Genomic DNA, 14,407 nt, shown 5'->3' on the forward strand with positions numbered 1-14,407 from the left:
CATTAAACGTGTAATTTTCTAACTTCAAACCTCTGGCAGCAAACAACTTCAATATAATCAATGCCAAAATAATCAATTCTAAAATTAATTTTAATACCTTTTGTCTTAAAATCAGGTGGATATAAACCGTTTCATCGCCAAATTTTCCGAAATTTATCATTGGCTTTTGATTTGACGTACAACCTTCATGTTTAAAAATGTAATTTCCAAAAGAGCGATTTTATACCCTTTGCTGATGCTTTCAGCAATGTGGTTCGGATATTTTTTACAGATGCACGGCTTTTTTGGAAGTTGCTTCGGAGCTATTATTCCACTCGTTCCTGAAGGCTTGCTGGGAATTCTGACCTCTCCTCTTCTGCATGGAAATATAGATCATATTATAGGAAATTCTATTCCCATAGCCGCACTGATGTTTCTATTGTATCAATTCTATCCGTTGGTGGCCAATAAAGTTTTCTTTATCGGTTGGATTGCTACAGGACTTTTGGTGTGGCTGCTCCCACCTATTGACATCATGACGGGTGAATATATGTACACCTGTACTATAGGAGCCAGCGGCGTAGTATATGTACTTGCCTTTTTCCTCTTTTTCAGTGGTGTTTTTAAATGGAATATGAAACTTCTGACCATTTCATTACTAGTCGTTTTATATTATGGAAGTTTGATATGGGGAATGCTTCCTGAGGAACTGTTCTATAATATGCAGGAACCTAGTAAAATTTCATGGCAGGCTCATCTTTCCGGAGCCATTGTAGGAAGTATCATTGCTTTTGCTTTTAAAAATGTGGGGGAGAAAAAGAAAAAATTCATCTGGGAATATCCTAATTATTATAGTGAAAAAGATGACAAACTTTGGCAGGAATACAAGGAAAACCACCCGGAAGATTTTATGGAACTTCCATACAAAAAAAGAGATGACATATGGGATCATTTGGATCAATTAAGAGGAAAATAAAACTTAATTCATACATTTGACAAAAAACACACATGATCTCCGAAGAATATTTATATGCCATCGCTTTACGCGAAAGCAGTCTGATTGGTGACATCAATTTCCATAAACTTGTGAGAACTTTTGGAAGTGCTGAAAATGCATGGAAAAAAGCAAAAAGAGAATACAGAAAATTAGAAGGTATAGGACAAAAAACAGTTGCTGATATTGGTAATGAAAACCATCTGAAGTTTGCCGAAAAAGAACTGATATTTTGCGAAAAGAACAATATCCGAATCAGATTAAGACATCTTGATCAGGTTCCCACTCTTCTTAATGAATGCATAGATGCTCCTTCTATCCTTTACCAAAAAGGAAATATTGATGAATCTCTTCAAAAGATAAGCATCGTTGGGACCCGAAATATGACAGCTTATGGCAAACAATTTATCGGAGACTTTTTTGATGCCACTCAATCTTCAAAATATGTTTCTGTGAGCGGTCTTGCTTTAGGGGTAGACAAAGAAGTTCATGAACAGTCTATCCGAAGTCAGAAACCTACCATCGCTGTTCTCGCTCATGGTTTCGAATTTTTATATCCAGCCAAAAACAGAAAACTGTCAGAGAAAATTATTCAGGAAGGCGGAGTCTTATTGACAGAATTCAATTCAACAAGAAAACCGGATCGGGAAAACTTTATCCAAAGAAACAGAATTGTAGCTGGCCTTTCTCCTGCAACGATTGTTGTAGAAACAGGATTTGGAGGCGGATCTGTAAGCACAGCTGCTTTTGCTAATGATTATAACAGAGAGGTCTTTGCACTTCCGGGAAAAATCACAGATGTTCATAGCCAAGGTTGTAATCAATTGATTTTGCATAACAAAGCAACTGCTATTTCTACCCTCAAAGATTTGATAAGTATGCTGGGCTTCAATAATCCAAAAGAAAAAATTGCCGAGCTTTTCCCATACAGTGAACCAGCAATACAATTAACTGATAATCAACAAACTGTTTATCAATTCATCAAACAGAATCCGCAGATTTCACTGGACGATCTTGCACAGGAAATTGACATCCCTTCGCATAAAATCTTACCAATTATTTTAGAATTAGAACTTTTAGGGAAAGTAAAATCATTTTCCGGGAGACAATTTATCGCAAATTAAGAATTAACGATTTCTTAATACTGCATTATTTCATACATAACATTTAATTTTTAACAAATTTTAATCACAAATTATTAATTTAATAATATTTCAGGTCATTATTATTTAATTTTTAACAATGTTAAAATAGAGTGTTGTGAATCTTGAAAAAAAAATTAAATTTGTTGACAATAATATTCAACCTTAATATATGGAACAATATAATATTGACCAGAAAATCCAAGAGTTTATTGCAAAAATTGAAGCAAAAAATCCTAACGAACCGGAATTCTTACAGGCTGTAAAAGAAGTTGCCGTAACTGTAATTCCATTCATTGCTACGAGAAAAGAATATAACGGAATGAAGCTGCTTGAAAGAATGGCTGAAGCTGAAAGAATTATTATCTTCAGAGTTCCATGGGTTGATGATAAAGGAGAGATTCAGGTTAACAGAGGTTTCAGAATCCAAATGAACTCTGCGATTGGTCCATACAAAGGAGGAATCCGTTTCCACCCTACTGTAAACTTATCAGTTCTTAAGTTCTTAGCTTTCGAACAAGTGTTTAAAAACTCTTTAACTACTCTTCCAATGGGTGGTGGTAAAGGAGGTTCAGATTTCGATCCGCAAGGTAAATCTGATATGGAAGTAATGCGTTTCTGCCAGGCTTTCATGACAGAATTATGCAAGCACATTGGTCCTGAAACAGACGTACCTGCAGGAGATATCGGTGTAGGAGCTAGAGAAATCGGTTACTTATTCGGACAATACAAGAAAATCAGAAACGAATTTACCGGAGTTCTTACAGGAAAAGGTCTTGCTTACGGAGGTTCATTAATCCGTCCTGAAGCTACAGGATACGGAGTAGTATACTTCGCTGAGCAGATGCTTAAAACGATCGGACAGAATTTCCAAGGGAAAACAGTAACGGTATCAGGTTTCGGAAACGTAGCTTGGGGAGTTATCAAAAAAGCAACTGAACTTGGAGCAAAAGTGGTAACGCTTTCTGGTCCTGACGGATATATTTATGATAAAGACGGTATCAGCGGAGAAAAAATTGATTATTTATTAGAACTTAGAGCTTCTGGAAACAACAGAGCTGAGGACTATGCTAAAAAATATCCATCTGCTGAATTCCATGCTGGAAAACGTCCTTGGGAAGTGAAGTGTGACGTAGCGTTCCCTTCTGCAACTCAAAACGAATTAGACTTAGATGACGCAAGAAAATTAGTTGAAAACGGATGTCTTTGTGTAACTGAAGCTGCGAACATGCCTTCTACACTTGATGCTATCAACTATTTCTTAGACAATAAAGTATTATTCTCTCCTGGTAAAGCTTCCAACGCTGGAGGTGTTGCTACTTCAGGATTAGAAATGACTCAGAACTCTATCCGTCTTAACTGGACTTCTGAAGAAGTTGATGCAAGATTAAAGGAAATCATGATTGGTATCCACAAAGCTTGTAGAGACTACGGAAAAGACGAAGATGGTTATGTAAACTATGTAAAAGGTGCCAATATTGCTGGCTTCGTAAAAGTAGCAGAAGCAATGTTAGCTCAAGGAGTTGTGTAACAAAAAATAATAAAGGTTGGGAAAAACTCCCGACCTTTTTTGATATAGCCTGTTCCCGGGATAATGGGAAAAAAGTAAAAAGTGAAAGGAGAAAGTGCTGCTATATGCAGCACTTTTTTTATTTTTATCAAAATGAAAAACACCTTTAAAAATATTGATGATTACATCCTTTTATTCCCTATCAATGTTCAGGAAAAGCTTCTTGAGCTAAGAAAGGCTATTCATTCCCAACTTCCCGATCTTGAAGAGTATATTGGCTATCAGATGCCTGCTTTTAAATATAAAGGAAAGCCTTTAGTTTATTTTGCAGGCTATAAAAAGCATATTGGATTTTATCCCGGTGCTGAAGGAATCAAAAATTTTGAAAAAGATTTTGAAAAGATGAATTACAAGTTTTCTAAAGGAGCTGTGCAGTTTCCAATAGATGAAAATATTCCGCTAGATCTGATTAATAAGATTATAGGATTCAAAATCAGAGAAATTGAGCAAAAAAAATCCTGAAATACAAGATTCCAGGATTCAGACTAGTGTTTGCTAAAGTACTATCACTTTTTCTTCTTAGATTTTTTCTCTTCTTTTGTTGCTTCCGCAGGTTTAGTGGCTTCCATCGTAGTTCCTGTACTAACAGTTGCGTCACCAGCAGGTGTTGCTGTTGAAGCTTCCACTTTAGTTGTACTTTGATTTTGTCCGGTTGTGGTAGAATTCCAATCTGATTTGGTTTCCGATGTCTGTGGCTGAGTTTGGGTTGTAGCGGCTGGGTTAGTTGTGCTTTCAGCGGGCTTCTGGGTCTGGGTTTGAGCCGATACTGCGATTGCTCCAACTAATGTGAATGCAGCTGTTAAAAATAACTTTTTCATAATGTAATATTTAAATGATTGTTTAAAATAAACGGAACATCATTTATAAAAATTATGCGTAAATAACTTATTTAACGGACTTTATCAATTTTTAAGAGGAATTTGTAATTATGAAAAACGGAGTCAAATCATAAAAAAAGAGCCTCTAAAGGCTCAAAGAATGACTATTTTTAGTCTTTTATTGTCTTTAAAACTAATGCCAAATACTTTAACAATTCTTATTAGTTTAACAAACAATCCTTATCAAGATATCCATTTCTAATTTCCCAGATCTTTATCTTAGAATTTACTTCGCTATATTCTTCATCATCTTCTCTACAAACTCAAAAGCTGCCGGGCAAATCACTGTATTTTTCAGCATCAGGTTGTTGATCTGATAGATCTTTTTACGATCTGTATGAGGGTATTCTCTGCATGCTTTTGGCCTTACCTCATAAATAGAACAGGTATTATCACTGTTCAGGAAAAAACAGGGAAGATTCTGCAGTACCTTATCATTGTCTTCATCCACTCTTAAGAATTTAGCTTCAAAATCGGCAGACTTCATACGCAGATGTTTTGCAATACGTTCAATATCCTTTTCAGTATATAACGGACCTGTGGTTTTACAGCAATTAGCGCACTGTAGACAGTCTATTTCATCAAAAACTTCATCATGGGTTTCCTGCACTACATAATCGAGGTTTTTGGGCGGCTTTTTCTTTAATCCGTCCAGAAATTTTTTATGCTCTTTCTGCTTTTGTAAAGCTTGCTTTTTATAAAAATCTAAATTCATTTATTCTTTATTTCCTGCCTGTACCGGAAGATCTATATTCTGATACTCATTAATCTTATCCAGATCTAAAATGGTAGCAAGGTTCTTTTTATCAGGATAATACATTGGGACAAATTTTGCTCCGTATATAATTTCTCCCGTCACAAAGGAAGATCTCTGAACTACTGTATTGGAAAATACTTCATCAAATGCTCTTACCTGAACAATGATCTCAATATCCGTACTTTTAAAATCATCTTCAGAGAAACCATAAAACGGTGAGCTTTCATTGATCTGATGAACGACCGTCCAGTTCAGAGCCAAAGTATTGATCTTGCTTAAATGGGTTTCCAGCCTATAAAAATTACTCTTTGGAACATCATTTTCAATCACTTCAATCGCTGTAGAAACGATGACATCAGCATCAGTTAACGCATTGTTTTTATAGGGAGCCAATCTGAACATTAAAGCTGTACCTTCTTCAAAAGGGGCAATCACTGCAATATCAGAAAACCTTAAATAAGCCCTTGGCCTTGAAAATCTCCCATAAAAAAGCCCCGTTGCAATGGCAAAGGTAAGCAATCCCAGAAAAGCCTCAAACGTGGCTACCAGACTAGCTAAAAAACCTACAGGGGCAATCCTTCCATATCCTACGGTAGTAAATGTCTGAGAGCTGAAAAAGAAGACATCAATAAACTCATTCAGCGGATCACTTTTATCGATTCCTGTAAGATGCTCTACTCCGATCAGATAATAAATCATTGCAAATACAAGATTGATTAGAATATAAGCAACAACTAAATACGAAATAAAGCGAAATGAAGACAGATTCAGCATCGTATGATACCAGCTCAGGCTGTTGAAAACATTCACACCCGTTCTTTTTACATTCGGAAGACCATCTTTATTGATGAATCTTCCTGAGGCGTTACTTCCGAAACCGCTGTTCTCCGTGTTTTTCTGACGGATCTTTTTTCTGAATCCTCTTGTCATCTTATCATTTGTTTTTTTGAATTGCTTAATTGCCCACCATTAATCTGCCCCAGTTTCCGGATACAAAGATAAAATATTGTTTTCATGAATTTTATCAATCGAACCATTACTTATTCAATTTGATTTAGCCGTAAATTTGGGATATGAAAAAGCTTGAATCAAGAGAGGACATTGAGCACCTGGTAAATTCATTTTATGCTAAAGTAGTAAAGGATGAAATCATTAGTTTCTTCTTCAATGATATTGCAAAAGTAGACTGGGATAAGCACCTTCCAAAAATGTATTCATTTTGGGAGTCTATTCTTTTTGGCCAGATGACCTATAAGGGAAATCCTATGGGTGTCCATTTTCCAATCAATGAAATACAGGCTATGGAGCAAAAACACTTCGACAGATGGCTGGAGCTGTGGAGAACTACCATTGAGGAGAATTTTGTAGGTGAAAACGCTGACATGGCCATCTACAAATCCGAGAATATTGCTAAACTGATGGCTTTTAAAATGGACTTAGCAAGAAGACTTTAACGGGGTTTGAGTTCACCTAGGCCTCTCTTAAGGCACAATCACTGTAAAGATATAGGCTGCCAGGTTTACCAATAAAACTGTACCATAAAGGATATTTGTTTTTCCCCGACTTAGAGAAAGCATTACAATAAATACAGATAGGGAAAGCAGAATAATGTCCTTCTTATCTAATCCCAATACCAATGGGATATCATACATAATACACACCACCGAAACTGCAGGAATCGTCAATCCGATACTTGCCAGTGCTGAACCTAATGCCAGATTTAAACTGGATTGGATTTGATTGGCTCTTGCAGCACGTATTGCAGCAACACCTTCGGGAAGAAGAACTACCGCAGCAATAATTACTCCTACTAAAGATTTAGGAGCCCCTACACTCTGCACCATCCCTTCAATGGTATCAGAAAGTCCTTTTGCCATTAAAACAACGATGACCAAACAAACAACTAAAAAGCCAAAACTGATCAGTGTTTTAGTTAATGTAGGAATATAATGTTCTTCAGGATGTTCATCAGGAACTATAAAATAACTTCTGTGTCTTACCGTCTGTACCATCAGGAAAACACCATAGATGACCAGACAGGCAATAGATACAAAGATAAGCTGTGCCTGGTTGTAGAATGGTCCATTGACGCTTGATGTAAAATTAGGAAGAACCAGGGTAAGAATAAGAATTGAAACTGTACTCACCAAATAAGTGGTAGCAGAAGTTCTGGCAAAGAATTGTTCATGATATTTAACGCCGCCCACCAATATACAGATTCCCAAAATACCATTAAGAATAAGCATAACAGCGGCAAAAACGGTATCTCTGGCCAGCGTGATCGCCTGATCTCCGCCGGCAACCATCAGTGAGATGATAAGCGCAACTTCAATAATGGTGATACAAAGGGCAAGGATAATTGTTCCGAAAGGCTCCCCTACTTTATGAGCTACCATTTCTGCATGGTGAACTGCAGATAAAACACTTCCAATAAGTAAAATACCTGCAATAATATCATAAATAACGCCATTTCCCATCAGTCCGGAAAAGTAGTAACCTACCGCAAGAACAGGAAAAATATAGGTGTAATGTAAAAGTTCTTTAAGTCTCATATAGTGACTACAAAATACAAAAAATCTATAATATTTTCAATATTAAAAGAAAATATTAATAATATTTTAATGTGGCCAGAAGTTAAAGTCCTGATAATCTGTCAACATGTGAAACAACAACCCAATGGCAACAATTCTGACGTTTCCTTTAAAAAATAACAGCAAAAAATACACCGCAATGGCATAATAAGAATGCAAAAAATGAAAACCAATGCTTTCTCTTGATGGATCAAAAATAGGATTGGCAAAAAGATGATCCAGATCTACCAGCATTGTAGCCAATAAAATAAGATATACCTTCTTCCAGTTTTTGAGATAAAACACCAGTGCTATAAACACCGGAAACACAAAATGTAAAAAATAATGCGTGCATGTTTTGAGCAATGCAATTTCTGATGGAGCCATTAAGCGATCTATATTTACCAGTTACCACCGTAAAATTAGGGGTAAATTTCCTTTTTTCGCTTTTATTTTCACCCAATAATCCTGTGATTTATTCCCATACAGCACATAATCGATATCAGAAATGATTTTTTTCTCTTTGTTACTCAGTGTTTTTAAAGATGAATACAGCAGAGTACTGTTTCTGACCATGATATAGTTTTCTTGCAATAGAGGTGAAGATAATACAGGTTTTCGGGTTGATTTTATAACAACACCATCACTATTTTGGCTAATTTTATTGGGTTGAAAAGGAATTTGAGTAAATTGGTTTTCTCCGTTGATCCACTTTTTAGACTGGAAATACCTCCATACTTTTCCAGGATCCTTACTTTGAATTTTAATACTATAATTTGGCTGTATAATCTTCTGAAAGGTCTTTTTTCAACTTCATTAAAGTTGTCATCATATTCATAGCTGATGATGGTGTCATTTACCTGTTCGAGGCTGGCAGTAGCTTTAAAAGAAGTAGCCCGTAAAGAATCGGCCATATCCTTATCTAAAAAATAAGTGAATTTTCTGAGGTTATCCTGGTCTAATTCCATTTCCAGAAAGTGGTTTCCTTTCTGAAGTTTTGAAGCAATTGAATTAAGAACTTCCTGATTTGAATTGTTTTTGATTTCAATTTCATCATCATGTAATTCAATAGAAAAGTTTTCAATTTTCTGTCCTGAGATAAAAGAAAGGCTTCCCAATGTATTTTGAATAAACTCGTCTGTATTCCGAACAGGATTTGAAGATGTGTGAAAAAGTTGTTTCTGAATAGTTTCAAAAGCAAGATCAGAAGTTCCAGCAATACAGTGATTTCCATCTATTATAATGAAATACTGATCCTTCTGAAATTTATTATTTCCATTATTCGTAAACTTTTGCTGTTTTAAAAAAGCAATGAACTTTTGAGGATCTTTAAGCTCTAAAATACTATACCATTCTGAGAACTTAGAATCTTTAATATGGAATATCTGCAAAAAATCCGGAATTCTGATTCCTGAATTTTTGAATGAAGGGGAACTTTTACTTTTCGTATCGCTTCCGGACCAGCTTGAAGGATGTGTGACCCAGCTGAAGAGGTATTGTCCCATTAGTTTCTTTGTATCGATTAAAACCACTGCATCAGCATTTCCAGGAATGTATTTGAGACGTTTGTCTTTATAAAAAGCCACAAAATACAACCCAACAGCGAGTAATAAAAGTAATGGGACAATAATCTTCTTCTTTTTCATCTATAAGATTGGAGATTTTTTTTCTGTTTCTTTTGTTTTAAAAACCTGGTCGAATACATCAAAGAAATACATTAGACTGTTCTCAGAAGTATCTTTGATATTATAATTCATTTCCGTTTGGATACTTTCGCCTTTTACTTCAGTTTTATAAAACAATTCTCCTACATTCTTTCTGATGGCATCCAATGTTTTTCTTTCTTTAGGGCTTTTGAATTCTTTATCTAAACCGGTTAAAAGTTTCTGAAGATCCAATCTTCCTGACAAAGGATATTTAGCGGAATCTTTTGCCCATTTTCTGGAAATATCAGATTGGTTTACTGGCAACATATTATCCGCAGAACTCATCAGATACACAACACCATCTTTCACAGTAAAGAATAGCTGGTCTACATATCCGCCTTCTTTCTCTTCTTTAAAAGTGTATAAACTTCCTTTTTTAGAGAATCTTTTAGACAATTTTTTATTGGCAGCCAGCATATCAAACATACGGTTCCAATAGCCTTCATTCTCTGTTGCAAAAGCAAATGTGAAGTTAGGAACAGCAATCTCTTTGGTTTTCTTTACTTCTTTTTCATTAAAATCAGCATCATATTCGTAGTCTGTATACTCTACTTTTTTAGATTTCAACTCATTCAGAACAAAAATTCCGTTTCCTGGGGCAATTTTGGCAATAGCTTCTTCATCCAGAATAATTTTCATGGTCTCCATGATGAGCTCCATTTCTTTTTTGTACTCATTTACTCCTGAATTTTGAAGAAGGCTGTACATCATATCAAAACATTTGGCTCCATCCACATTCATAGCATAGTAACCCACACTTTTTTCATTGATAAGTCCTAACAGTTTCTTATTTTTCTTCCCTTTATAAATAGCAGACATACTCTTCTGAATTTCAGAATTTTTATGCTGATAATTATTCACCAGTCTTACTTTATCTTTATCAAAATAGAGATTGTATGAATGATTAGAATTATACATATTTTTGAAGAGCTGTCCATACGTATAATATTTTGTCATTTTACCATAGATTCCTTCATTTACAATTCTTCCGTAATCTGTATAAACAAAAACATCGGAATGAGCATCCCTGAATGACAACATCTCTTTAGGAACTTCAATTTCTAAATTGGAACTAAAATATTGATCAAATCTGTCTTCCGCATTCTTTTGAACGATCTTGAAGTCTTCCCTACGGATAGAATCCTGCTCTTTCTGATAAGCTTTTTCCGCTTCTTCGTCATAAGCTTCATTAGGCGTTTCTCCCTCTTCATAAGGAACCTCTGTACTTTCTTTTTCCTTAGGATATTTGTGATGTTTTTGCAGGTATTTGATATCTTTCTGAATTCTTGCGATCTCGTTATTATTATCTTTAATACTTTCTTTCAGATACTTAATATCATCTTTCAGGTTTTTGATTTCCTCTTTATAATCAAAGGGTTTTTCCGGTTCATCAGCATAAACATCTACTGCAACAGCAGAATCAGCAACGGCAACTGCAGTACTATCTGTAACGGCCTCTTCAGCCCAAAGATCTCCTTTATAAGGTCTTGTATAGCTGATCATGCTGAGAACTGCACGGCTTCCATTCCATGCTACAAAAATATCATCATCAATGTCTACATAAGAATAGTTCTTTTTGTTGAAAACTTCCTGTCCTTTTTTCTTCATAGAATTTACAAAATCCTGGAACTTTTCTTTATTGTCAATGATAAAATGAGTATTATATGTCTTTATAGAATCATTGAAACTTGCATAGTGATACTGAACAGCGTCATATTTAATTCCTGTTTTGGAATAGTCTGTCCATGAAGGTTTTTCTTTATCTTTTTGCTGAGTTCATGCAGCAACGGGTTCAGCTTATTCCAATTGATTTTATTATTAAGCTCTTTTCCATTGACTTCCATATAAAATACGGCATCTGATGGAAATTTCATACTATTTTGAGCAAAAGCCAGCGTAAAACCAAAGAGTACGAAAATAATTTTCTGTGTTTTTATTAGGATAGATTTCATGACTATAGTTTAGAAATTTATTGAAAAATAATTGTGTTTTGTATTTGCTTTTTCTGAAGGATAAGATCCAGGATATCAGCCTCCAGCTTAAGTGCTTTTTTATTAGGAGAGAGCACATAAGTACCATTGGTTTGTGATTTCACGGTACTTTCGAACTGCATGATGGAAGTATATTTTGCATCGTTAAAAACTTCCTTATCCGCCTTACTCATTTTATCATAATCTTCTTTGAAGGTATTTACTTTATTTCTTGTCAATGTCTTTTTCCCTAGATTATGGCTGTAAACCTGTGTTGGAACCATTTTCCCCATTATTTTCTGAGCTTTCAGTTTTTCCAGGCCTGCATTGATGTTTTCAATTTTTTTGAAATTACAGCTCAATTTGATAATATAGTTATCCAAATCTACGGATGTTTTCACATTGCTGATTCCGGGAGTTTCTTTGAAAATCTTTGCTGCTTCGCTGATTTTATTTTCAATTTCAGCTTTTTTGGGAACTTTTTTTCCGTTGATGGTTTCCATTTTAGAGATGGATGCAAGTCTTGTTTTGCTCTTGCTGGCATTAAGAATAATTGTATATTCTCCTGTACCGTCTGCTTTTAAATTCACTTTATCCAGAATATCAAAACAGCTTGTCAGAAATAACAATGGGAAAAATAGAAGAAATAATTTAAGAAAATGTTTCATGATTGGTTTAAAGCCACAAAATTACTTAATTCTGGCCTTAAATCCTTATGATCTTTAGTTTTTCAAATATAAATAGCTATTTTCCGGTATTTTTCAGACGGAAAATTCAACTATTTCTCGTTTTTATTTTTTAAATGCGTCCTTTTAAATAATCCTGTCTCAAATCCTCGTTCAGCTTTTCAATAGCATATCGCAGGCAGGTTCTTGGCATTTCTTTATAATATTCATTCAGGTAGCAGATGAGTTCCTGCTCGTTTTTATTACCCATTTCACGAAGTAACCAGCCATTGGCCTTGTGCATCAGATCATGGGTATGCTTAAGATTTCTGGTTACGAATTCCTTAGTAAGATTATAATCTCCTTTTTTAATGTAATACATAGTTCCTACCACAGCAATTCTCTTATGCCACATTTCTTCTGCTTTGGAGAGCTCTCTCAACAAGTTGTCTTTCCCAGTTTCATAGGTATATCTGCCTAGAATTTTATAACAACTGGAATCTACCAGATCCCAATTATTAACATACTGAAGATGGTTAAGATAAAACTCAATAATTTCATCTTTTACCGTTTTATCCTTTGTCTTTTCAAATTTTGAAATGAGAATAAAAAGAGCTGTTAACCGGTGTTCATGATATTTTGAAGAAAGAAGCCTACCGAGTTCTTTTAAATTGATTTTTGAGTAATATTCTTTGGCAACAGTTCTCTGATCCGGTACTTTTACTCCCAAAAACAAGTCTCCTTCTCCATATTCTCCTTTTCCTGTTTTGAAAAATCTTGGAAAGAATTCTGCTTTTTCAGGAATAGATAAAACTGCCAGAGCTTCCTGTATTTCTTTTACAATATCAGTACTCATTAATCGTGTGATTTTTTTAACTAAGCTTTATTCTCCAGAACATTATTTTCCTGCTCTTCTTCTTCCTTTACAATCTGTTTAGGGTTCGCTACTTTCGCAATAGTAAGCCCCTGAACGATAATAGAAAATACCACTACACAGTACGTAATACTTAGGATCGTCTCACTATACTCACTTTTAGGGACAGACATTGCCAATGCAATGGAAACGCCGCCACGAATTCCACCCCAAACCAATACTTTTACCGTTTGCGGGCTAAAGCTCCTTCTCAAGGAAGTAAACTTCGTAGGTCCCCAAATCGAAATAAATCTGGCAAAAAGCACTACAAAAATAGCCAGTAAACCGGGAATCATAAAGTGTTTAAGGTCTTTAATCATTAAAAGCTCAAATCCTATGAACAAGAATAATACAGCATTCAGAATTTCGTCAATTAATTCCCAGAATTTGATAAGGTAGTCCTGGGTAACAGATTTCATTTTGAAGTTACGGTTAAAATTCCCCATAAATAATCCTGCTGCTACCATCGTTAATGGCCCGGAAATATGCATTTGTCTTGCAATAAGATAACCACCCATCACCACAGAAAGTGTTACCAATACGGAAATAATATAATCATCTACTTCACGCATTAATCTTGAAGTAACCCATCCTAGCAGAACCCCCAATAAAAGACCTCCTCCAGCTTCATGAAGTAATAACAACGCAATATTTTCTACTCCCAGATCTACTTCTTTTCCAACAGCTAGTTGCAGCACTACTGTAAAAACCACCACAGCCATACCATCATTAAAGAGAGATTCACCGGCTACTTTTGTTTCCAGTGATTTAGAAACTTTAGCCTGCTTCAGGACACTCAGAACAGCTACCGGATCGGTAGGAGAAATCAGCGCACCAAAAACAAGGCAGTAGATAAACGGAAGCTTAATTCCCACATATGGAAGGAGATAAAACATTCCAAAACCCACCACGAAAGTAGAAATTACAACTCCCACAGTAGAAAATATCAATACAGGCCGGAACTGTTCTTTGAGATCATTAATATTAATATGAATTCCTCCTGCAAAAAGAAGAAAATTAAGCATAGCACCCATTAGAACCTCTGTAAAATCAATACCGTTCATCAGATTATGAAGATGTCCAAATGTTCTTGGAAGTACAGTTTCTCCGAACATTACCAGAAAAATGGAAACCACAATGGCAATCACCATGATTCCAATGGTGCTTGGAAGTTTTAAAAATCTGTAATTCAAATAGGCAAATATGGATGCTAATACGATTAATGCTGAAAATGAATAATATAATTCCACTAAGTGTTCTTTT

At 35.2% G+C, this 14,407-nt stretch carries 16 protein-coding genes; 5 read left to right on the forward strand and 11 right to left on the reverse strand.

Annotated elements, in window-relative coordinates:
- Positions 1-187 precede the first annotated feature (187 nt).
- The 4 genes from H5J24_RS22560 (at position 188) to H5J24_RS22575 (ending at position 4,147) form a co-directional block, all read left to right on the forward strand.
- On the forward strand, positions 188-955 hold the full coding sequence (locus H5J24_RS22560) for a rhomboid family intramembrane serine protease (RefSeq protein ID WP_068940831.1): 768 nt from the start codon (positions 188-190) through the stop codon (positions 953-955).
- 32 nt (positions 956-987) lie between these two features.
- Positions 988-2,097 (forward strand): DNA-processing protein DprA, encoded by a 1,110-nt coding sequence (gene dprA / locus H5J24_RS22565; RefSeq protein ID WP_068940833.1) that lies wholly within the window; start codon positions 988-990, stop codon positions 2,095-2,097.
- Between the two features lie 190 nt (positions 2,098-2,287).
- Positions 2,288-3,646 (forward strand): NADP-specific glutamate dehydrogenase, encoded by a 1,359-nt coding sequence (gene gdhA, locus H5J24_RS22570; RefSeq protein WP_068940834.1) that lies wholly within the window; start codon positions 2,288-2,290, stop codon positions 3,644-3,646.
- A gap of 132 nt (positions 3,647-3,778) precedes the next feature.
- Entirely contained in the window at positions 3,779-4,147 is a 369-nt protein-coding gene (locus H5J24_RS22575; protein ID WP_096788273.1) for an iron chaperone, read from the forward strand.
- A 44-nt stretch (positions 4,148-4,191) separates the two neighbouring features.
- Here the strand turns inward: H5J24_RS22575 and H5J24_RS22580 are convergent, their stop codons facing one another.
- The 3 genes from H5J24_RS22580 to H5J24_RS22590 form a co-directional block, all read right to left on the reverse strand.
- On the reverse strand, positions 4,192-4,503 hold the full coding sequence (locus H5J24_RS22580; protein ID WP_068940837.1) for a hypothetical protein: 312 nt from the start codon (positions 4,501-4,503) through the stop codon (positions 4,192-4,194).
- A gap of 286 nt (positions 4,504-4,789) precedes the next feature.
- Positions 4,790-5,278, reverse strand: a complete 489-nt coding sequence (locus H5J24_RS22585; RefSeq protein ID WP_068940839.1) for a YkgJ family cysteine cluster protein — start codon at positions 5,276-5,278, stop codon at positions 4,790-4,792.
- On the reverse strand, positions 5,279-6,250 hold the full coding sequence (locus H5J24_RS22590; protein WP_068940842.1) for an ion channel: 972 nt from the start codon (positions 6,248-6,250) through the stop codon (positions 5,279-5,281).
- A 143-nt stretch (positions 6,251-6,393) separates the two neighbouring features.
- On the opposite strand from H5J24_RS22590, the gene H5J24_RS22595 reads away from it, so the two are divergent.
- Positions 6,394-6,774 (forward strand): group III truncated hemoglobin, encoded by a 381-nt coding sequence (locus H5J24_RS22595; RefSeq protein ID WP_068940844.1) that lies wholly within the window; start codon positions 6,394-6,396, stop codon positions 6,772-6,774.
- 27 nt (positions 6,775-6,801) lie between these two features.
- Here the strand turns inward: H5J24_RS22595 and H5J24_RS22600 are convergent, their stop codons facing one another.
- From H5J24_RS22600 to H5J24_RS22635, 8 genes are all read right to left on the reverse strand, one after another.
- On the reverse strand, positions 6,802-7,872 hold the full coding sequence (locus H5J24_RS22600) for a calcium:cation antiporter (RefSeq protein ID WP_068940846.1): 1,071 nt from the start codon (positions 7,870-7,872) through the stop codon (positions 6,802-6,804).
- Positions 7,873-7,938: 66 nt separating this feature from the next.
- Entirely contained in the window at positions 7,939-8,277 is a 339-nt protein-coding gene (locus H5J24_RS22605; protein ID WP_185124650.1) for a DUF6122 family protein, read from the reverse strand.
- Positions 8,278-8,519: 242 nt separating this feature from the next.
- Entirely contained in the window at positions 8,520-9,536 is a 1,017-nt protein-coding gene (locus H5J24_RS22610) for a hypothetical protein (RefSeq protein ID WP_232815876.1), read from the reverse strand.
- On the reverse strand, positions 9,537-11,204 hold the full coding sequence (locus tag H5J24_RS22615) for a hypothetical protein (RefSeq protein ID WP_232815877.1): 1,668 nt from the start codon (positions 11,202-11,204) through the stop codon (positions 9,537-9,539).
- A gap of 62 nt (positions 11,205-11,266) precedes the next feature.
- Positions 11,267-11,548, reverse strand: a complete 282-nt coding sequence (locus H5J24_RS22620) for a hypothetical protein (protein ID WP_232815878.1) — start codon at positions 11,546-11,548, stop codon at positions 11,267-11,269.
- Positions 11,549-11,565: 17 nt separating this feature from the next.
- On the reverse strand, positions 11,566-12,234 hold the full coding sequence (locus H5J24_RS22625; protein ID WP_068940852.1) for a hypothetical protein: 669 nt from the start codon (positions 12,232-12,234) through the stop codon (positions 11,566-11,568).
- 130 nt (positions 12,235-12,364) lie between these two features.
- Positions 12,365-13,087 carry a DNA alkylation repair protein gene (locus H5J24_RS22630; protein WP_068940854.1) on the reverse strand — a complete coding sequence of 241 codons (723 nt, stop codon included), beginning with the start codon at positions 13,085-13,087 and terminating at the stop codon, positions 12,365-12,367.
- Between the two features lie 20 nt (positions 13,088-13,107).
- Positions 13,108-14,394, reverse strand: a complete 1,287-nt coding sequence (locus H5J24_RS22635; protein WP_068940856.1) for a cation:proton antiporter — start codon at positions 14,392-14,394, stop codon at positions 13,108-13,110.
- Positions 14,395-14,407 lie beyond the last annotated feature (13 nt).

This window comes from Chryseobacterium capnotolerans (assembly GCF_021278965.1).
GTDB classification, from domain to species: domain Bacteria; phylum Bacteroidota; class Bacteroidia; order Flavobacteriales; family Weeksellaceae; genus Chryseobacterium; species Chryseobacterium capnotolerans.